Origin of the sequence: Palleniella muris, assembly GCF_004792655.1 — a bacterium.
GTDB classification, from domain to species: domain Bacteria; phylum Bacteroidota; class Bacteroidia; order Bacteroidales; family Bacteroidaceae; genus Prevotella; species Prevotella muris_A.
In genome coordinates this window covers 69,689-88,391 of the sequence record NZ_SRZC01000011.1, presented here as the reverse complement: position 1 = coordinate 88,391, position 18,703 = coordinate 69,689, and the positions used below count along the sequence as shown (strand labels likewise).

At 45.0% G+C, this 18,703-nt stretch carries 22 protein-coding genes; 11 read left to right on the top strand and 11 right to left on the bottom strand.

Annotation, left to right across the window (positions count from 1 at the left end; translation table 11 throughout):
- Positions 1 to 133 precede the first annotated feature (133 nt).
- The 3 genes from E5358_RS15580 to E5358_RS07935 all read right to left on the bottom strand — a co-directional run bounded on the left by E5358_RS15580 (position 134) and on the right by E5358_RS07935 (position 3,000).
- Positions 134 to 730, bottom strand: a complete 597-nt coding sequence (locus tag E5358_RS15580) for a transposase (RefSeq protein WP_135939695.1) — start codon at positions 728 to 730, stop codon at positions 134 to 136.
- A 539-nt stretch (positions 731 to 1,269) separates the two neighbouring features.
- Entirely contained in the window at positions 1,270 to 2,280 is a 1,011-nt protein-coding gene (locus tag E5358_RS07940; protein WP_135939694.1) for a GGGtGRT protein, read from the bottom strand.
- Positions 2,281 to 2,298: 18 nt separating this feature from the next.
- Positions 2,299 to 3,000, bottom strand: coding sequence for an iron-sulfur cluster assembly scaffold protein (locus tag E5358_RS07935; RefSeq protein WP_135939693.1), 702 nt, complete (start codon positions 2,998 to 3,000; stop codon positions 2,299 to 2,301).
- A 274-nt stretch (positions 3,001 to 3,274) separates the two neighbouring features.
- On the opposite strand from E5358_RS07935, the gene E5358_RS07930 reads away from it, so the two are divergent.
- From E5358_RS07930 to E5358_RS07900, 7 genes are all read left to right on the top strand, one after another.
- On the top strand, positions 3,275 to 3,790 hold the full coding sequence (locus E5358_RS07930) for a DMP19 family protein (RefSeq protein ID WP_135939692.1): 516 nt from the start codon (positions 3,275 to 3,277) through the stop codon (positions 3,788 to 3,790).
- Complete coding sequence (gene smpB, locus E5358_RS07925) at positions 3,774 to 4,250, top strand: SsrA-binding protein SmpB (RefSeq protein WP_277821219.1); 477 nt, start codon at positions 3,774 to 3,776, stop codon at positions 4,248 to 4,250. The genes E5358_RS07930 and smpB overlap by 17 nt, the downstream gene beginning before the upstream one ends.
- A 70-nt stretch (positions 4,251 to 4,320) precedes the next feature.
- Positions 4,321 to 5,853, top strand: a complete 1,533-nt coding sequence (locus tag E5358_RS07920; protein WP_135939691.1) for a RapZ C-terminal domain-containing protein — start codon at positions 4,321 to 4,323, stop codon at positions 5,851 to 5,853.
- Complete coding sequence (locus tag E5358_RS07915) at positions 5,838 to 6,488, top strand: deoxynucleoside kinase (RefSeq protein ID WP_135939690.1); 651 nt, start codon at positions 5,838 to 5,840, stop codon at positions 6,486 to 6,488. Before E5358_RS07920 ends, E5358_RS07915 begins: the two co-directional genes overlap by 16 nt.
- Positions 6,489 to 6,519: 31 nt before the next feature.
- Positions 6,520 to 7,134 (top strand): deoxynucleoside kinase, encoded by a 615-nt coding sequence (locus tag E5358_RS07910; RefSeq protein ID WP_135939689.1) that lies wholly within the window; start codon positions 6,520 to 6,522, stop codon positions 7,132 to 7,134.
- Positions 7,135 to 7,171: 37 nt separating this feature from the next.
- Complete coding sequence (locus E5358_RS07905; protein WP_135939688.1) at positions 7,172 to 8,044, top strand: GSCFA domain-containing protein; 873 nt, start codon at positions 7,172 to 7,174, stop codon at positions 8,042 to 8,044.
- Between the two features lie 19 nt (positions 8,045 to 8,063).
- Positions 8,064 to 8,771 carry a phosphorylase family protein gene (locus E5358_RS07900; RefSeq protein WP_135939687.1) on the top strand — a complete coding sequence of 236 codons (708 nt, stop codon included), beginning with the start codon at positions 8,064 to 8,066 and terminating at the stop codon, positions 8,769 to 8,771.
- A 273-nt stretch (positions 8,772 to 9,044) separates the two neighbouring features.
- Here E5358_RS07900 and E5358_RS07895 read toward each other — a convergent pair whose 3' ends face one another.
- The 8 genes from E5358_RS07895 to E5358_RS15335 all read right to left on the bottom strand — a co-directional run bounded on the left by E5358_RS07895 (position 9,045) and on the right by E5358_RS15335 (position 14,890).
- Entirely contained in the window at positions 9,045 to 9,473 is a 429-nt protein-coding gene (locus E5358_RS07895) for an HU family DNA-binding protein (protein WP_135939686.1), read from the bottom strand.
- Positions 9,474 to 9,682: 209 nt separating this feature from the next.
- Positions 9,683 to 12,022 (bottom strand): TonB-dependent receptor, encoded by a 2,340-nt coding sequence (locus E5358_RS07890; RefSeq protein ID WP_135939685.1) that lies wholly within the window; start codon positions 12,020 to 12,022, stop codon positions 9,683 to 9,685.
- A gap of 54 nt (positions 12,023 to 12,076) precedes the next feature.
- The gene (locus tag E5358_RS07885; protein ID WP_168354615.1) at positions 12,077 to 12,793 is read right to left on the bottom strand and encodes a response regulator transcription factor; all 717 of its coding nucleotides are present in this window, start codon (positions 12,791 to 12,793) and stop codon (positions 12,077 to 12,079) included.
- A 114-nt stretch (positions 12,794 to 12,907) separates the two neighbouring features.
- Positions 12,908 to 13,471 carry a very short patch repair endonuclease gene (locus tag E5358_RS07880; RefSeq protein WP_135939683.1) on the bottom strand — a complete coding sequence of 188 codons (564 nt, stop codon included), beginning with the start codon at positions 13,469 to 13,471 and terminating at the stop codon, positions 12,908 to 12,910.
- A gap of 26 nt (positions 13,472 to 13,497) precedes the next feature.
- Positions 13,498 to 13,716, bottom strand: coding sequence for a DUF3791 domain-containing protein (locus E5358_RS07875; RefSeq protein ID WP_135939682.1), 219 nt, complete (start codon positions 13,714 to 13,716; stop codon positions 13,498 to 13,500).
- On the bottom strand, positions 13,713 to 14,189 hold the full coding sequence (locus tag E5358_RS07870) for a DUF3990 domain-containing protein (protein ID WP_277821218.1): 477 nt from the start codon (positions 14,187 to 14,189) through the stop codon (positions 13,713 to 13,715). The genes E5358_RS07875 and E5358_RS07870 overlap by 4 nt, the downstream gene beginning before the upstream one ends.
- On the bottom strand, positions 14,186 to 14,404 hold the full coding sequence (locus E5358_RS07865; RefSeq protein WP_135939681.1) for a DUF3791 domain-containing protein: 219 nt from the start codon (positions 14,402 to 14,404) through the stop codon (positions 14,186 to 14,188). Before E5358_RS07865 ends, E5358_RS07870 begins: the two co-directional genes overlap by 4 nt.
- Before the next feature lie 36 nt (positions 14,405 to 14,440).
- Entirely contained in the window at positions 14,441 to 14,890 is a 450-nt protein-coding gene (locus E5358_RS15335; protein WP_277821225.1) for a hypothetical protein, read from the bottom strand.
- Between E5358_RS15335 and E5358_RS07855 the strand changes: the two genes are divergently transcribed.
- The 4 genes from E5358_RS07855 to E5358_RS07840 all read left to right on the top strand — a co-directional run bounded on the left by E5358_RS07855 (position 14,793) and on the right by E5358_RS07840 (position 18,703).
- Entirely contained in the window at positions 14,793 to 15,614 is an 822-nt protein-coding gene (locus tag E5358_RS07855; RefSeq protein WP_277821223.1) for a leucine-rich repeat protein, read from the top strand. The two genes, E5358_RS15335 and E5358_RS07855, sit on opposite strands and share 98 nt — an antisense overlap.
- Before the next feature lie 601 nt (positions 15,615 to 16,215).
- Positions 16,216 to 16,821 (top strand): DUF6088 family protein, encoded by a 606-nt coding sequence (locus tag E5358_RS07850; protein WP_135939678.1) that lies wholly within the window; start codon positions 16,216 to 16,218, stop codon positions 16,819 to 16,821.
- Complete coding sequence (locus E5358_RS07845) at positions 16,818 to 17,855, top strand: nucleotidyl transferase AbiEii/AbiGii toxin family protein (protein ID WP_135939677.1); 1,038 nt, start codon at positions 16,818 to 16,820, stop codon at positions 17,853 to 17,855. The genes E5358_RS07850 and E5358_RS07845 overlap by 4 nt, the downstream gene beginning before the upstream one ends.
- A gap of 83 nt (positions 17,856 to 17,938) precedes the next feature.
- Entirely contained in the window at positions 17,939 to 18,703 is a 765-nt protein-coding gene (locus E5358_RS07840) for a DUF2971 domain-containing protein (protein ID WP_277821217.1), read from the top strand.

The window sequence follows — 18,703 nt, the reverse complement described above, 5'->3', positions numbered from 1 at the left end:
GACAAATTCCGCTTATTTACCAAATTTTCAGGCGATTAATTTCGTCGCACTCACGTTATTTATATTTGAATGATTTATACCTTACATAATTTCATAGTTATAGCGATTTCGTTATATCCGCTTTTTTTCTGCTCTAATTGAAGCTGCCTTCTTGCATTTTCTTCCTCAACTTTCTTTTTACTAATTTCCTCTTGTTCGCGTATAAAATTGTAAATTGCTGTATTATAATATGTAATTTTAATTGTAAAGCGTTCAGAGTCATATGACCCTCTATAGTCTTTAACAATATTACCAATATGGATAGTTTTTCCTTTGAACACCCAATTAGCATAGTGCAGACTCCTTTACAATCTCCATTCGTATATTGATTATATGATTCATAATTGTCATACGTTCCATATTTGTCAACGGAACCGTCAACATGTGACAGTGACAAATCCACCTTGTCCTTGTTCCCTTTGACCAATTCGGTGAAAGCGCGCTGCCAGTCACCGGCCTTGCACCATTTACGATAATGGTGCAAGACCGTGTTCCATGTCGGGCAATCGCCGCTGAAGAGATGCCCGACAGGGAGAAGACGCCATTGGCAGCCTGTCTTCAGCTTGTACAATATTGCATTTATAATCTCTATAATGTTAAATTTTGATGTGAAACCTCGTTTTGCCACAGAAAGATATGGAAGAATTAAATTTTTTATCGTATCTTTGCAAAGTACAGCGTATTTTGACATTGGGATATATATTAAAGTTTGGTCACAATAATATAATAAACCTTTTGGAAAATACGCTGTATTTTTTGTATTTTAGCGAATAATTAACGAATATAAATTAGTTTGAACAAGTTCGTTAAAATTAATTTCAAACTGTCATTTATCACCGCATTCCAATGTTGATACCCCCATTTGTACCCCTATAAAATTTGGAATCGCTTGTGAGATGTTGTAATTTTGCATCAGCGAAGACAGACTTCGGCTCAGCTAAAGTTAGCTTTATTGCGTTCGCCTTGCATTATCTTTGCATAAGTAATCAAAAACCCATACAATGTGGTGAGAAATTACAAGTGCTCTTTGACAGATTTACCATACATTTTATTATAATAGAGACAACTCTTTATTAATGTTCCACCCAAATATAAATAAAAAAAGGTCTCCTCAAGGATGAAACCTCAAAGAGACCTTATTATGTTTATGACCGTGAAAAGCCTGGCTCATCCCAAAGAGAGAGCCGCTTTTGGTGGTCTGCCACCGCAGGATTGCCTGCAACGTGGGATTTACTTGTTCAGAGCGAGAGCAACGTTAACGGCGCAAGCTACTGTACAGCCAACCATTGGGTTGTTGCCGATACCGAGGAAGCCCATCATCTCAACGTGAGCAGGAACAGAAGAAGAACCTGCGAACTGAGCGTCAGAGTGCATACGTCCGAGAGTATCGGTCATGCCGTAAGATGCAGGACCTGCTGCCATATTGTCCGGGTGGAGTGTACGGCCTGTACCGCCACCAGAAGCAACTGAGAAATATGGCTTGCCTGCAAGGATGCGCTCCTTCTTGTATGTGCCCGCTGTCGGGTGCTGGAAACGTGTTGGGTTTGTAGAGTTACCAGTGATAGAAACGTCAACATTCTCCTTCCACATGATAGCAACGCCCTCACGAACGTCGTCAGCGCCGTAGCAGTTCACCTTAGCACGTGGACCGTTAGAGTAAGCCTTTGTCTTGACAACCTTCAGCTCGCCTGTGAAATAGTCGAACTCTGTCTGTACGTATGTGAAACCGTTGATGCGTGAGATAATCATCGCAGCGTCCTTGCCAAGACCATTGAGGATGACACGGAGTGGCTTCTGGCGTACCTTGTTAGCCATCTCTGCAATCTTGATAGCACCCTCAGCAGCAGCGAAAGACTCGTGGCCTGCGAGGAATGCGAAGCACTCTGTCTCCTCGCGGAGAAGGCGTGCTGCAAGGTTTCCGTGACCGATACCTACCTTACGGTCGTCGGCAACAGAACCCGGGATACAGAAAGCCTGGAGACCGATGCCGATAGCCTCAGCAGCGTCAGCAGCTGTCTTGCAGCCCTTCTTGATAGCGATAGCAGAGCCTACGACATAAGCCCACTTAGCGTTCTCGAAACAAATCATCTGAGTCTCCTCACATGTCTTGTAAGGATCAAGACCTGCCTTCTCGCAAATCTCGTTAGCCTCTTCGATAGAAGAAATACCGTTCTCGTTCAGGGCAGCGAGCACCTGCTTGATACGACGGTCCTGTGATTCAAATTTTACTTCTCTAATCATAGTCTGTTTCCTCCTGGATTATTCTTTACGTGGGTCAATAGACTTAACAGCACCCTGCTCAGGTTTTGTGCGTCCGTATGTACCTGTTACTGACTTGAGAGCCTCGTTAGCATCAACGCCCTTCTTTATAGCGTCCATGAACTTGCCCATGTGAACGAACTCATAACCGCAGACCTCGTTGTCCTCGTCAAGGAACTGCTTTGTGATATATCCCTCTGTAAGCTGGAGGTAACGTGTACCCTTAGCCTTTGTGCCGTAGAGAGTGCCGCACTGTGACACAAGACCCTTGCCGAGGTCCTCAAGACCTGCACCGATAGCAAGACCGCCCTCAGAGAATGCAGACTGTGTGCGTCCGTAGACAATCTGGAGGAAGAGCTCACGCATAGCTGTGTTGATAGCGTCACACACAAGGTCTGTGTTGAGAGCCTCAAGGATAGTCTTGCCAGGAAGTATCTCAGAAGCCATAGCAGCTGAGTGAGTCATTCCTGAGCAGCCGATTGTCTCGACAAGAGCTTCCTCGATGATACCGTCCTTCACGTTGAGTGAGAGCTTGCAGCAGCCCTGCTGTGGGGCACACCAACCAATACCGTGAGTCATACCGGAGATGTCCTTAATCTCCGTTGCCTTAATCCACTTTCCCTCTTCCGGAATCGGAGCAGGACCGTGGTTAGGACCTTTTGCAACGACGCACATGTCGTTAACTTCCTTTGTATAAATCATATTTGCGAAAAATTATGAGTCACAAGTGTTCGTCATTGGCAATAACGCGCACTTATTGCTCAGGTTTAATAATTAAAAATCCTGAATGCAAAGTTACAAAATTATTTTAAAGAATTAGGAAAAAGAATGAAGTATTTGTTTTTTTTACAGTATTTTTGATGTAAATAAAAATATTTTTCGTAATTTTGCCGTACAAATTTCACGTATCTGCCTTACTGTACACACTCTCCATACAACAACGGAACGGCAGCATACGGCAAACGCTATACCAATAATGATACAGGTTACCATAAACGACAAGGCTCTGCAACTGGCAGCAAAAGCCGGAATGGACGAGTTTGTACAGGTCTTCGTAGACGGCATAATGGATGCCATCGGAGGGGAACTGACGGCAGAGACCATGGCAGAACTCAACTCCGACCAGATTACTCTCGTCGCTTATTCCATGCTCCGTGAGGAAGTGATGGACGGAGGGTTCATACAACTCATCCATAACGGACAGGGCAAGTTCATCTTCTTCAACCCGTTTGCCAAGGCTCTGGCACAATGGGGGCTTGTCGACCTCGCACGAATCATAAGGAAAGGGCACAAGCTGTACAAGAAGTACCATGAAGAAATCGAGGTGGAATGCACCGATGAGGAGTTCATGGCGATGTTCGAACGTATGCCGGAGTTTGACGACCTTGACGATGCTTTCGTTGCGGACGAAGAGAAATGGACAAGTGAAATAGCGTATTTCATTGACAACAATATAGAGAAATTCGCATCAATAGATGGCAAAGAAGGATAAAATGCCGAAAGGCAAAATCATGATAAAGAACAAGAAGGCGTCATTCGACTACTTCTTCATCGACACTTACACGGCAGGAATGGTGCTCACCGGCACCGAGATAAAAAGCATCCGCCAGGGGAAAGCCTCCCTGGTGGACACATTCTGTTATGTGCATAATGGAGAGATATGGGTGAAAGGCATGAACATCTCGCCATATTTCTACGGTTCTTATAACAACCACGAGCAGAAGCGCGACCGCAAACTTCTTCTGAACAAGAAAGAAATAAAGTACCTCGAAGTGAACACCAAGCACCAGTCGGGCTTCACGATAATCCCTATCTGCGTCTACATCAACGAGAACGGGTTCGCAAAGATGGACATCGCACTCGCAAAGGGTAAGAAAGAGTATGACAAACGCAACACATTGAAAGACAAGGAGGACAGACGCGAGATGGACCGTGCCATCAAGCGATTCTAACAAGTAGCTGTTGGAAATTAGTTTACACCGAATCACTTAAAATTACAAAATAATTTTCAATAGTTACTTGATGGAACTACTTAAACGACTTTATACAGACACTTTCGGCGCCGAACCGCATTCCGTTGAGACAATGACCAGTGCCGGAAGCAACAGACTCTACTACAGATTCTATGACAGGGATGGGAAATCCGTGATTGGTGTCATAGGAACTTCTCAGGATGAGAACCATGCTTTCATAACAATAGCGAAGCATTTTGAACGCAGACAGCTGCCTGTGCCTCACGTCATTGCCCAAAGCAAAGATGAAATGAGGTATCTTCAGGAAGACCTCGGCTCACGCTCTCTGTTTGATGCTGTCAAGGGGGGACGTGATGCCGGTGGCAGATACAACAATGCAGAGAAAGAACTACTGAAGCAAACCATACGCGAACTGCCGAACTTGCAGATTCGAGGAGCACGCGGAATGGACTTTTCCGTATGCTATCCGCAACCGGAGTTTGATGTCGCCAACGTACTTTTCGACCTCAATTATTTCAAATACTGCTTCCTGAAAGCCACTGACCTTGACTTCCACGAACTGAAACTGGAAGCCAATTTCCGTATGCTTGCCAAAGACCTTGTCGCATTAGGCACAACGGAAAGTTTCATGTACCGTGATTTCCAGGCACGCAACGTGATGCTGGACAAGAACGGCAAACCGTATTTCATAGACTTCCAAGGTGGCAGGAAAGGTCCTTATTATTATGATGTGGCATCTTTCCTTTGGCAAGCATCGGCACGTTATTCCGACACTCTGCGCAAAGAACTCATTGAAGAGTATTACAATGCGCTGCAGCAATATACAGAAGTGCCGAGCCGTAAGGAGTTCAACGAGAGACTCCGGCTGTTTGTACTTTTCCGCACACTGCAGGTTCTCGGTGCATACGGTTTCCGAGGATATTACGAACGCAAGAAGCATTTCATCGAAAGCATACCGCCTGCAATCGAGAATCTCAGGCAACTGCTCCGTGAGAATGATTTCCCTTATCCTTATCTCATGGACATGCTTGCACGGCTCTGTGCCTTGCCGCAATTCACACCTGCCCCTGAGCAGCCGAGAAAGCGAGAGGACGGTTACAAGATTGCGGAAAACGATGTCTACAAAGCCAATCCGCAGGACGGTCCTGCCACATTCTCGAAATACGACGGCAAAGGGCCTTTGGTTGTCCGCGTGATGAGCTTCTCTTTCAGAAAAGGCTTGCCGGATGATCCATCTGGAAACGGCGGAGGATATGTCTTCGACTGCCGTTCCACACATAATCCCGGACGCTACGAGCCATACAAGCAACTGACCGGACTTGACGAGCCTGTCATCCGCTTCCTTGAGGACGACGGTGAGATACTTACGTTCCTCGATTCGGTTTACCAACTCGCTGACCACCATGTGGAACGATATATACAGCGAGGCTTCACATCACTGATGTTCTGCTTCGGATGCACAGGCGGACAGCACCGCTCTGTCTATTCGGCACAGCATCTTGCAGAACACATCCACAAGAAATTCGGTATTAAGGTAGAAATCTGTCATAGAGAACAAAACATACAATGCACATTGCAATAGCAGGAAACATAGGTTCGGGAAAGACAACACTCACAAGAATGCTGGCAAAGCACTACAAATGGGAATCGAAATTTGAACAAGTTGTCGAGAACCCGTACCTTGAGGATTTTTATAAAGACATGAAGAGATGGTCATTCTGCCTTGAAGTGTTCTTCCTGAAAGAACGTTTCAAAGATGTCCTTGCCATCTCCAATAGCAAGAACACTGTCATTCAAGACCGCTCCATATTCGAGGGCGTATATGTCTTCGCCAAGAACAACCACGACCAAGGGACTATCTCTGACCTTGATTTCCAGACATATATGGAACTCTTCGAGCAGATGATGTCTATCGTGAAGATACCGGATTTGATGATTTATCTGCGGGCTGACATCAACCACCTTGTCGCAAACATTCAGAAACGTGGACGTGACTACGAACAGAGTATCAAACTTGATTATCTGAAAGGCTTGAACAAACGTTATGAGGATTTCATATACAATGACTATCCCGGAAAAGTCCTTACCATAGATGTCAACAACATGGACTACGAACACAACTCGCAGGATTTCAGGTATATCACGGACAGGATAGACAGTCTCCTGTATGGTCTTTTCCCACTGAAAGAAGAGGATGACAAAGACAGAAACGCTTAAAGAACAAACATAAACACTTCATACCTTTACAATGCATATAGCAATAGCAGGAAACATTGGCTCAGGAAAGACCACTCTGACCCAAATGTTGGCAAAAAGATACGGTTGGACACCACGATATGAGCCTGTGGACAACAATCCTTATCTATCAGACTTCTACGGTGACATGAACCGCTGGTCCTTCAACCTCCAGATTTTCTTCCTAAACAAACGATTCCGCGAAGTAGTGGAAATAGCAAAGTCTGACGACATAATCATTCAGGACAGGACAATATTCGAGGATGCGCGCATCTTCGCACCTAACCTTCATGCTCAGGGTTACATGAGCGACCGTGACTTCGCAAACTATTCCGACCTCTTCGACCTCATGATGTCACTCGTCGGAATGCCTGACCTCATGATTTACATCCGCTCAACCATCCCAAACCTTATTTCACAAATAGAGAAGCGCGGACGCGACTATGAGCAGACAATGCGTATAGACTACCTTACCGGACTCAACAACCGTTACGAGGAATGGATAAAGAACTATAAGGGCAACCTCATCATCATTGACGGAGACACTTGCAAATTCGGTGATAACCCGAAGGATTTCCAGAAAGTTACGGACATGATTGACCAAAACCATCTATTCGGACTTTTCTGAAACACCACCACGACAGCAGAACACTTATATAAAAAACATGGACTTGCACACACCTGTCACACTCCCACCCCACGCCATCACTCTGGAAACAGACTCTAAAGTGATGATGCTTGGCTCATGCTTTGCCGAGAACGTCGGCGGACAGTTGCAGATGCGCATGGGAAATGACAAGGTGGATGTCAATCCATTCGGCGTTCTCTATAATCCGGCAAGCATTGCACAAGCTCTGCGTCTGCTGATGAGGTCTGACTCTAAATCCATCGCCACGGACGAGAAGTATATATTCCATGGACAGGACGGTGCATGGCACAGCTGGCTTCACAGCAGCCATTTCTCTGACACCACAAAGGAAGGCTGCCTGGAAAAGATAACATCACGACTTTCCTCCGCAAAAGCGATGCTGAAGGAAGCGGCATTACTTTGCATAACGTTTGGCACAACGCGCCATTATGTGCATGATGACATCATCGTCGCCAACTGCCACAAAGAGCCGCAAAGACGTTTCCGAGAGGTTGAGCAACCGCTTAACGAGCTGACTGCCATGTGGCAAGAAGTGATAAAAAAACTTTTGGAACATAATCCAAAGCTAAAGATTTGCCTCACAGTCAGCCCTTATCGTTATAAAAAGTATGGTTTCCATGAATCACAATTGCAAAAAGCAAAACTTTTATTGCTTTGCGACAATCTTTGCAACAACGACTCTGTAGCCTACTTCCCCTCCTACGAAATACAGCTTGACGAACTGCGTGACTACCGATTCTACAAAGACGACATGCTGCACCCTTCTGACTTGGCTGTGAGCATTATTTCCGAAAGATTCATGGACTGGACTTTCTCGCCGGACATGAAAACAGAAGGCGCAAAAAGACTCAAAGAATATCGTCATGCGCAACACAGGCAACTTATTTAACCTTTAATACACAGAACACATGAAAATATGCTATATCGTCGCCATGGAGGCTGAAGCAAAGCCTTTTGTCGAGAAATTCGGAGTTGAAAAGGTCGAAAGTGCTTTCGGCAAACTGCCATGCCAACTCTACCAACACAGGCTTTCGGAAAAAGATTCCCTACACATCGTCGTCAACGGACAGCAGCACGGCTCAAGCCTTATCGGCTGCGAGGCGGCATCGATAACGACACTCAAAGCCATTGAGACCATACAGCCGGACATCGTAATCAACAGCGGAACATGCGGAGCATTCAAAAAGAACGGCGCGGAAATAGGCAAAGTCTACATCGGCAACGGAGTGATGTTCCACGACCGGCGCGTAATGGGCGATGACAAGTGGTACACACAATCCATCGGCAACTACCGACTCTCCAAACTCTCCGAAGAGATAGCCGCCGCCCTAAACATGCCAATGGGAAAAGTCACCACAGGCTCTTCGCTCGACATACAGCCTTGCGACCTTGAAATCATGGCGCAGCATGGTGGAGAACTCAAGGACATGGAGGGAGCAGCCGTGGCTTTCGTCTGCTCACTGCTCGACATCCCATGCCTGCTTGTCAAGTCGGTCACCGACCTCATCGACGGTGGCGAGAACACTCTTGACGAGTTCCTGCGCAACCTTGCCCACGCTTCCGAAGAGCTGAGCAAGGCGAATGTCAGGATTGTGGAACACCTTATCAACAAATAATCCTCAGACAACCAAACGATTGGTGTCATCCGGAAAAAAATAATGACAAGCAATCAAGCTGTTGTATATTAGCACATTATAAGGTTATTCTTCCAAAGGAGCTTGTTGTGTGAACCGCGTTAGCGGTTCTCCGCACAGAGGTATCCTGGCATAAACATATATACATTATATTTTGTCAGACACATACAATAACAGAATGTCATTGGAAATTCTCTTGTGAGACGCTTCCAATGACATTCTGTTATTTCAGATAAGGCTCAGGACCTTACGCCCCTACACCTTTTCCTCTTCATCCAAAAGGGCACCCTGCACCTCTATCCACTCCAGCTCGTCGCTGTCGACAAGGGCGCGGGTGTAGCTCTTGCTGCCGGAGAGGCGTTCGCGCTCGGGCAGGAACTCCACGCGCACAGCCTTGACCTGCCTCTCGAAGTTGAACTCGTCGAGGGTCTCCACGCCTTTGCTTTCGAGGGTATAGCGGAAATATCCCAGCCCCTTGATGTGCACACTCTTGCCCTGGCTCATGCGTGTGTGCATCACTCCGGCAATGTCTCCGAGGACAGCTTGCACGTCACTGTTTGATACTGTGGAAATCTTAGCCAAATCCTTGGCTATGGTTTCCGTCTCCACAGGCTTGCCCTGCACGACTGCGCGAGGGTAGTAAACCTTTGATTTCTTGTTGTACATTTTCTTCCAGAATGGCATAGTACAAAAGGTATTAAAAAGTTAGTAATTTATATCGTCGCTGACTTGACATTCCCGTGTCGGCGACTTGGGGTGCTCGAGTCGCCGACACGAGATGCTCGAGTCGCCGACTCGGGAAAATGCCCTCAGCGAGCTTTTTTGACGCTTCGTTGCAAAGTTACACTTTTATTTGAGATTTCCAAAATATTTTCCGCAATATTTCTGTTGTTTCAGAAATATATTTTATAGCTTATCTGCGGAAGCACATTCGCCTCGCGCTCTGCCTCGACAGTGTTGTCATGGAAGTTATAGCGATGACCGTAATAATCCTTGTAGCCTGTGATGTTTATCAGTTTTGCGGCAAACTCGTGGGAAACGTTCCTGCGGTTGAGCTTATAGCTTACGGTAAGGTGCGCCAGCACCATTGGTGAGAAGTGGCATGAATAAGGGTTGCTCTCGTCATGTACGGCATCCTGCTGCAGCATTGAGCTTTCGGTGTCTATGGGCGAATAGCGGTCTCCTCCCTGCACAGTGACCTTTCCGCTCAGTCCGAGGATGTTCTGCCGGCTGCTGTCAAGCATCCATTCCTTTCCGGCAAGGAGATTGACTGTGAAGTGGCGGTTATAGCGTGAGTCAAACCATTTGCCGTCATCGGCGGTACGGTATTTTGAGTTGTACAGCGAGGCAGTCGCCATGTAGTAGAATCCGCGTGTCATGTACTGTTCGAGAGTGATGTCTATGCCGTAGTTCATGGCGTTTCCCTCGTTTTTCAGGCAATCGGAAATGAACCAGTCATCGTTGCCTTGCAGGTTTATCATGGAGAATGTGCTTCCGGGGATGACCGGCACATCGTAGAGCCATTGGAAATAAGGTTCTATCCTCAGGTGGAGGTTGTCGCTCAGTGAATGGTCGTAGCCGAGCGAGAGGTAGTGCGCCTTGATGAAATCAAGGTTCTTGTTTATCATTCTGCCGGTGGCATCTTTGGTGAAATAGTAGTTCAGCATCTCCAAACGGCTGTGCATGCCATAGGCAAGAGAGAGTGACCGGCGTGGCGCAAACTTCCATTTCATGCTCAATCGCGGTTCGATGGTGTAGTGGTCATTGAGCGTGAACCACTGTCCGGCGATGCCAAGGTTCATGTCCATCTTGTCACCGAGATGTAGCATTGACTCCGTATAGGCGTTGACAAGCGAGCTGAATCCCGATTCGTCAGCAATGTCGGTCAATTCGCCCAAACGGCCTGCCGCATCGGCAAAGCGGAGGTCGTAGCGCAGTCCTGTCCAGCGGATTCCGGTACGGTTGGTATGGCGCAGGCTGAAACGTTTCTGCAAATAGCTTGAAGACACAAGGTTCAGGTACGTGTTGCGCACTATATTCTTAGGGAGCAACACTGCGTTGTCATCACATAGTTCGGTATGCATGTCGATGCTGCTGACTGTCGCTGCCAATGACGATTGAACATGTGCGCCGTCACCAACATATATCTTATGCTTTATACCCGCCGCTCCCATATACTGCTTCACATCCTGGTTCTGCCTGTCCTGCTCGTACTTCCACAGATTGCGGTCGGCTTCGGGAGTTGTGCCTGAACGGTCAATGAGCCCTACGCCCCATGCCGAGAACGTGCCTGCCTTGCCTGCAGGAAGGAAAATGTTGAACGACAAGTCCTGATAATCCGTGCCGTCAGCATCCTCGGGAAGCATGAACGAGAGAAGCGAGAGTGTGGAATAGCGATAGTTGAAAAGATAAGAACCGCCATAGCCTTTCTTTATCGGGCCTTCGGAGGCTGCCTCGATGCCGAGAGAGCCGACTTGGAATGCATGGCGGTAGTCGGTGTTGCATCCGCGTCTCATGTACATGTCAAAGACTCCGGACAAAGCGTTGCCATACTCTGCCGGGAATGCTCCCGTAAAGAAATCGGAATTGCCAAGGACATGATTGCTCAAAGCCGTGAATCCTCCGCCGCCGAAACTTGTCACATCGGCAAAATGATTGGGATTTGGAATTTCCACTCCTTCCATGCGCCATTGCAGGAACTTTGGCGCATTGCCTCGCACAGTGATGCCGTTGTTGCCGACATTCTGCGTCACTCCGGCAAAGGAAGAGACCAGACGGGCAGGATCATCGGCGGCACCGGCATAGCGTCCTGCCTCTTCCACGCTAAGCATGCGTCCGCCGAGAGCCATGTCGTTGATAGGTTTCTGCTTGTTGATGCGCGGACGCACGACCACCTCTTCGAGTGCAGCAGGGCTTTCGCTCATCTCCACATCGACGGCAATCGTCTTGCTGCCATTGACAAGAAACTCTTTGATGATTACAGGTTCGTAGCCCATGAAGCTCGCATTGAGGTCATAACGTCCCACAGGAACATCATTAAGCACAAAGTTTCCCAAAGAGTCTGTCACACAGGCTATTGTGCGCCCGTTGCCCGAAAGCGTGACTGTAACGTATGGAATGGTTTTGTTCTTGTCTCTCTCTGTTACTGTTCCCCTGACTGTCTGAAAATTCTGCGCACAAACGGCAGTAAAGAACAGTGTGCCGGACAGCAGCGTGATGAATCTCTTGTACATAATGTTTTTGGTGCAAAATTACTCAAAATGCAAGAGATTGGAAATACTGAAATTTCAGTATTCTATCAGACCGAGTGACAGAGCGCAGCGTACTGCCTCATGCGAATTGTCCACATTCAGCTTCTCCAATATGCGCTGGCGATGCGTATTTACCGTATGTGGGCTTATGTGCAGGCTGTCGGAGATTTCCTTGCTCAGCTTCCCTTTGGCGATAAGGTTCAGAATTTCAAGTTCGCGCCGTGTCAGTATCGATTCCTTTTGCAGATACTTTGCCAATGGCGAGAACACTTCTCCAGTGGCGGTATTGATTATCTGGTAGTTGACAGTAAACGGCGACGACTGGTTGGGCGATATTTCAAGGATGCACAAAGCAAGCCATATATTTCCTATGCTGTCAGTCTCCAAGACCTGCAGCGTCTCGGTGACACGCCTGAACCTGTCGCCAACCTTTGCCCTGTATTCGCGCACAATCTTCAGATTGCTGACATTCTTGTTTCCTTGGAATACATGCTGTAGCATGGCGAGCACATTCTTCATGACATCGTCCAAATCATCAGGATGCACCTCCGTATCTTCTTTTCCAAACAGTTGCTTGTGGTACTCCGACATGTACACATGTTCGAATCGGCAGTTGTCGTATATGGTGACTGCCTGATTTCTCATAATGTCCGACTGCGAGATGTTCCTGATGTGCCGTTGCAGCAAATCGTAGTCCAAATAATTGCTGCCAACCTTTCGAGAAAGCAGCAACTGCTTATATTCCTTATTCAAATCCTTGGTCATGGATAATAAATCATTGTAACCTTTTTTGTTTATTTTACAGATTATCTGATATTTACACATAACTATGAGCCATTGGTCACTTGCCTGCCTATTATGCTGTTGTTACTTGCAGAAAGGTTCCGGCTCAGCTGCCATTGTATAAGAGGATTCCTCATTCGGAAACTCATACGGCTTGGGCTTACGCACTGTATCAAGAAATATTTCATTAAGCTTTTGCGACAAAGCCATGAGTGTCTGCTCCCTGCATTTCGGCTTCAGCATACACTCCCAGACAACAAGCACACGCCACCCGGCTTGATGATAAGCGGCGTAGTTACGGTAGTCACGCTGCCTGTTACGCGTGATTTTCCTGAGCCAGAACTCCCTGTTGGTGTGAGGAATCTTGCAGCAACTACTGTCCTGCAACTCAACTACGCCATAAGTTCCGGGTTCTGTCCCTACAGCCTCGACATTATGTCCATGCCAAAAGCAGCCATTGACAAAGATGACTGTCTTTATCTTCCGTATGACAATGTCCGGCTTCCCCAAGAATCCACTGACATAAAGTCTGTAACGCCATCCCTCACTCCACAGCCAACGACGCACGACAATCTCGGGCTTCGTGTTCTTAGCCCTTATGTGCGACATGCACTTGTGCCGTTGTGTAGGAGATAGTTTGTCGGACATGGTTTTTCTTTTTTGCTTATCAAGGCTTATTTTTGCTCCTCGTACTCACGCATAATCTCTGCCGCCAAATATTTGTCACTGCGACAATGTAAGTCTGCCACTTCATCCTGAACAAGCTCTGCAATTTCTGAATTGTAAAATATATCAGTAGCCTCTTCAAGGGAAACTCCATACATTTGGCTCATCTCCATTATGATGCGTGCATATTTTGCATCCATCACTATCTGTTTGCTGTCATCGGTCATAATTTCTTACGTTCAATATACGTTAGACACTGTTGCAACATACGTTCCGAACGGATACAGTATTGAATGTTGGGATGTTCAAATTTCAAACGATTCAATGCAACTTCCTGCGTAATATGTCCATTGAAATACAAGTCAATTGTCAAAATAACTTTATCGTTCGCTATTCCACCAACCACCATATCGTATTCTTCCGTCTGCCTCCCTGAACGACAGTTTGCCACAAAATCAAGCCATTCCTTGTCGTAAGCAAGAAAATCCCGTACCTTCCACTCATCATTGTCTGCATCCAAGGTGTAAATATTCACATAGGCATTTTGACGGCGACGAATAAAACGCTGTGCATATTTCTCAGCCTGTTCACACATGGATGTGAGATAGAAACCACGCCCAAAATCAAGATACTCACGCGAATGCTTTGTATCAGGATTATCCACTACTACATTTGAAGCGTGGTATAATGTCATTTTCATACCGCAAGAACTCCTTTCTCTTTCATATAGTCAATAATGTCATCAGTAAGGTAATGCGCCCCGAAAGTGTGAAGCACATCATACGATGGAATGATATAGTCATACAGTATACCGGAATCTTTCAGTTTCCGATATACTATATTTCGTGGCATCTGTAATCGGCGTGAGACCTGCCCGATACAGAAAGTAACAAATTCTAATGTAGTCTTATTCATCCTTTATGGTGCAAAGATTATCTATCAACCTGCGACTTACATGAACAATGGTGCAGAAAGATGCTTGATTACCGATATAGCAAAACCTAATACAATTGCATTGGCAAGAATGATTGGAACAGCTTTCTTTTCCTTCTTGCCAACAATTATCACAATTGGAAGGGCCATGAGAAAAGAAACTATGGGACCTACAAAAACATATGACACATTCAATTGCGGGAGCGTTGTGTTGAAAATGATGAATGTTGCAACTACGTACTGAATGAAAGCTGACAAACAATCTGCTTCATCCATCTTCTTCACAAGCATAGGGACTGCATCGACAATCCCAATAACTATTCCTACTGCAATAGTAAATACAGTTTCTGGATGCAGTAGCCTAACTTCTATAGAGCTACCGAATTCTATAGTTAGTATAAATCCGTACACTTTCAGAGACTGCAAAAAACTATCATCCATAATACTCCCAAAATCCATCACTTTCATTGGAAAGGAAGCTTTTGATAATTGTGCAAACAATGCATATGTGACAGTTAACGTTAGCAATCCTAGCAAAATCACTCTTGGCACATCTGTGTTTAAGAATGTCTCAACCAATAATTGTAGTCTTTATGTTCCATTTGGCAGCAAAGAATTGTATGCTACCGCTGAGCAGTGGAAAGCTTTTGGTAATATCGTTGAAATGCCGGAGTCTACAGAACCGGATATGTCAGATCAGCCAACAGAAAAATGTGCTACTCCTGTGATTACACTTCATGGAAATGAACTTGTAGTGACTTGTGCAACAGAGAATGCGAGAATCCGCACAACCATAACATCCGATGACATGACCAAAGTCACTCATCAGAGTGGCGAGGTATTCTCTCTGGCTGGTCTGTATCTTGTGACATCATACGCTAAAGCAAGTGGAAAAGAACAAAGCGAACTTGCAACGGCTGTATTGGTATGGTCAAAGGCTGCAGACATGGAAACTGGTGTTGATGCTATCGATATGAATACTGACCGTGCATTGCTAATCCGCAGTGTTGGTGAAAACATAGAGATTGCAGGCACATCGGCTGATGAAACAATAAGCCTTTATAATATTTCCGGTCAGCAGCTTTATATGGGAAAATCAACAACAAATGCAACCACCATACCGGTAGCACTTACGCATGGTGAAGTCTATATTATCAAGGTTGGTGAGCAGTCAATAAAGTACAAGTTCTAAACGGCATTTGATTATAAAAGCAGGGATTCATCAATGATTTGATGTGTCCCTGTTTATTTTTTCATTATTTTGTTTGGTATTTTGTATCTTATTAGCTACCTTTGTTCTATAAATGGAAAATAAAAAACAAAGATAAGACATGTTGTGTATTTGTTACTTGTTGGTAATCAGTATTATACGTGTTATACGGTAGAAAAGTGGCTGTAATAGTTTCTAAATGAGTTCTGCAAGTGAAATTTTAACGTATTTAACTATCCTTAAGACGAAAAGTAGAAACGATTTGCCTTCAAAAAAGAGAAAAGGACATCCTTTTTGTTGGCAAGGTACACACATCACTTTACTTTATTATGTAAGCGTATATAAAGTACGCTTAAAATAAAGATGAAAGTAGGGAAAAGAATAATCATCATGCTGTAAGTTATATTTTCCCTACTTTTCTTTTTTTGAAGGTCAAGGTCTTTATAATAATGCCATCCATGCATAATTTGTCTGCTATACTACTTGTTTTATCATTAAATATTTGATTCGCTGGAAAGAAAGTAGCTTGTTTATGTTTTGATTTCACAAAAATATCGTAACTTTGTGGCAAAATATACAACCAATGGCAGAAAACAGTTCTTTCAAAGCAATGGAAGCGATTGTTGAGCGAACAGAAAACGGGAAAATCCTGATACCGGATGACTTCACATTATGTGGAACTCCGGACTCTGTTCGCTCCGGTCTGACGCGCCTATGCAAAAACGGGAAGCTGAACCGTTTTGCTAAGGGTATATACTATATCCCTATGTATGACAAATGGGATGGAACACCTCGCGAGCCATCTCTTGATGCGATTGCCCAACGGATAGCGGACAGGGATAAAGCACGGATTATTCCAACAGGCATATATGCACTCAACCGTTTGGGGCTTTCCACACAGGTTCCAACCAACATTGTATATATCACAGACGGTTCGGCACGTCAGGTGAAGTTTGGAGCAGGAAAAAGCATCATATTCCGTCATAGCAACGACCTTAGCAACTTTGCCTATCAGTCCAAAGTGATGCAGATGGCAATCATGGCGATGCGCGAAATTGGAGAAAATGCCATTACAGAAGAGCAAATAGCCAAGATAAAAAACATAATAAAAGACTCCGTGTCGGAAGACGACTTCAATCATGATATTGTGCTCACTCCGATTTGGATAAGAAAAATTTTGCAGCGATGAAGTTCGTAGATTTATCAAGACAAGACCAAGTGGATGTGCTCGACCGCGTTTCCACAGAGTTGAATATCCGTCAGCGTGAGGTCATTGAGAAAGACTGGTGGGTCACAGCGGTGCTTCGCGCCATGTTCAATCTTCCATACGCCAATCACCTTTCGTTCAAAGGTGGCACTTCGCTAAGCAAGTGCTGGCACTTGATAGACCGCTTTTCAGAAGACATTGACATTGCTATTGACCGTGAATATCTTGGTTTCACCGGCACATTGTCAAAGACGCAGATTAGCGACAAACTCCGCCGTGCAGCCTGCTCGTTTGTAAGAGAAACCATGCAACACGATTTGGCGGAACAGCTTTATCAAAACGTAATATCAAAGGATAAGTTCAAGGTGAACGTAAACATTACTCCTGTCTCAACAACCGATCCGGAGGTGATAGACATAAACTACGACTCTGTACTGTCACTTTCCATCGAAGGTAACGGTGGACAGTATATCCTTCCCAAAGTAAAAGTGGAAGTCAGCGGCAGGTCGATGAGCGAACCTGTCAGCGAGATTGCACTCAACTCAATGATAGATCAGGTTTATCCTAATGCGCCATTTGCTGAAGAAAAATTCACTGTTCGGGCTGTCATACCGGAACGAACATTCCTTGAGAAAGTATTTTTGTTGCATGAGGAATTTGCCAAGCCAAAAGAATCGATTCGGGTGGAACGTATGTCACGCCACATGTACGACATCGGCCAGATGTTGAAAACACCTATTGCCGAACGCGCCATCAATGACAAGGAACTCTATCAACAAGTAGTAGAACACCGTCGCACATTCATCGGTCTGCGTGGTTTTGACTACGATACGCTTTATCCGGCGACACTCAACATCATTCCACCGTCTGAGATTATTGAACAATGGCAAGAAGACTACGAGAATATGCGTATGTATATGATTTATGGTGAGAGTGTGCCGTTTGATAAGTTGGTGAATAAACTTAAAGAGTTGAATGTTTTAATAAAAGGAGTATTTATAACTCCACAAAATTAAGAATATGGGCAAGTTGTTGAAATAAACATTCAAAGTATTGGGTGTAACTGTGGATGACTTGTTGAGAACAGAATAATAAGGTTATGGGAGCAATCAAATTATATAAATATCTGGATTTTAACGGTGGATTAATGATGCTATCTAATAGTAATATTCAATTCACCAATGCTACGCAATTGAACGACCCGTTTGATTGCCACCCGTCGTTAATTGATTTCTCCAATGTTCCGAAAGAAGCCTGTGGTGGATGGACTCCGGAAATAATTGAAGAATTGAGAAAAGATCCATTTCGTAGAACCAGAGAAAAGGTGTGGATATGTAGCCTCTCCAAAATACATGACTCAATCTTGATGTGGAGCTATTATTGCAAGCATAAAGGTATATGTATTGGTCTGGATATGGAGAAAGCCCAAAAGTATCTTTCGAGAATACAAGGAAAAATCATGATTGGTTGTTCTGAGGTGGAAGTACAATACAAGGATATTGTAGAGAAACCTGATTATTTCAGGGATGCAAAAGATTTTTTCCGTTATCAGTTGTCCACAAAAGCAAAGGTTTGGGAACATGAACAAGAGGTCAGACTGTTTATTTTAGACCCTTGGCCGACATATATGAGTTTATTGCCAGGGCAAAATGATGATAAAGGTCCGATTGATTGGAAAGAGGTTCGGGCTTTTCCTAAAATTGGAGGAGAGTGTTTTGAGTCTGTCTATTTGGGAATCAATATGGATACAGATGAGAAATCAAAAATAACAAGCGTTGCACGAAAGATTAATCCAGACATTAAGATTTACCAAATGGGAATTGATGCAAATGCTTTTAAGTTGAATACAGAATTGATAAAATAG

Bases quoted from the DNA above. Each gene is read 5' to 3' on its own strand.
- E5358_RS07880 (WP_135939683.1), bottom strand. From the start codon at position 13,471: ATGTCCGACAAACTATCTCCTACACAACGGCACAAGTGCATGTCGCAC.
- E5358_RS07910 (WP_135939689.1), top strand. From the start codon at position 6,520: ATGCATATAGCAATAGCAGGAAACATTGGCTCAGGAAAGACCACTCTG.
- E5358_RS15580 (WP_135939695.1), bottom strand. From the start codon at position 730: ATGTCAAAATACGCTGTACTTTGCAAAGATACGATAAAAAATTTAATT.
- E5358_RS07940 (WP_135939694.1), bottom strand. From the start codon at position 2,280: ATGATTAGAGAAGTAAAATTTGAATCACAGGACCGTCGTATCAAGCAG.
- E5358_RS07870 (WP_277821218.1), bottom strand. From the start codon at position 14,189: ATGAAAATGACATTATACCACGCTTCAAATGTAGTAGTGGATAATCCT.
- E5358_RS07920 (WP_135939691.1), top strand. From the start codon at position 4,321: ATGGAACTACTTAAACGACTTTATACAGACACTTTCGGCGCCGAACCG.
- E5358_RS15335 (WP_277821225.1), bottom strand. From the start codon at position 14,890: ATGAAAGTGATGGATTTTGGGAGTATTATGGATGATAGTTTTTTGCAG.
- E5358_RS07915 (WP_135939690.1), top strand. From the start codon at position 5,838: ATGCACATTGCAATAGCAGGAAACATAGGTTCGGGAAAGACAACACTC.
- E5358_RS07865 (WP_135939681.1), bottom strand. From the start codon at position 14,404: ATGAATAAGACTACATTAGAATTTGTTACTTTCTGTATCGGGCAGGTC.
- E5358_RS07930 (WP_135939692.1), top strand. From the start codon at position 3,275: ATGATACAGGTTACCATAAACGACAAGGCTCTGCAACTGGCAGCAAAA.
- E5358_RS07895 (WP_135939686.1), bottom strand. From the start codon at position 9,473: ATGCCATTCTGGAAGAAAATGTACAACAAGAAATCAAAGGTTTACTAC.
- E5358_RS07845 (WP_135939677.1), top strand. From the start codon at position 16,818: ATGAAGTTCGTAGATTTATCAAGACAAGACCAAGTGGATGTGCTCGAC.
- smpB (WP_277821219.1), top strand. From the start codon at position 3,774: ATGGCAAAGAAGGATAAAATGCCGAAAGGCAAAATCATGATAAAGAAC.
- E5358_RS07875 (WP_135939682.1), bottom strand. From the start codon at position 13,716: ATGACCGATGACAGCAAACAGATAGTGATGGATGCAAAATATGCACGC.
- E5358_RS07840 (WP_277821217.1), top strand. From the start codon at position 17,939: ATGGGAGCAATCAAATTATATAAATATCTGGATTTTAACGGTGGATTA.
- E5358_RS07905 (WP_135939688.1), top strand. From the start codon at position 7,172: ATGGACTTGCACACACCTGTCACACTCCCACCCCACGCCATCACTCTG.
- E5358_RS07935 (WP_135939693.1), bottom strand. From the start codon at position 3,000: ATGATTTATACAAAGGAAGTTAACGACATGTGCGTCGTTGCAAAAGGT.
- E5358_RS07900 (WP_135939687.1), top strand. From the start codon at position 8,064: ATGAAAATATGCTATATCGTCGCCATGGAGGCTGAAGCAAAGCCTTTT.
- E5358_RS07850 (WP_135939678.1), top strand. From the start codon at position 16,216: ATGGCAGAAAACAGTTCTTTCAAAGCAATGGAAGCGATTGTTGAGCGA.
- E5358_RS07890 (WP_135939685.1), bottom strand. From the start codon at position 12,022: ATGTACAAGAGATTCATCACGCTGCTGTCCGGCACACTGTTCTTTACT.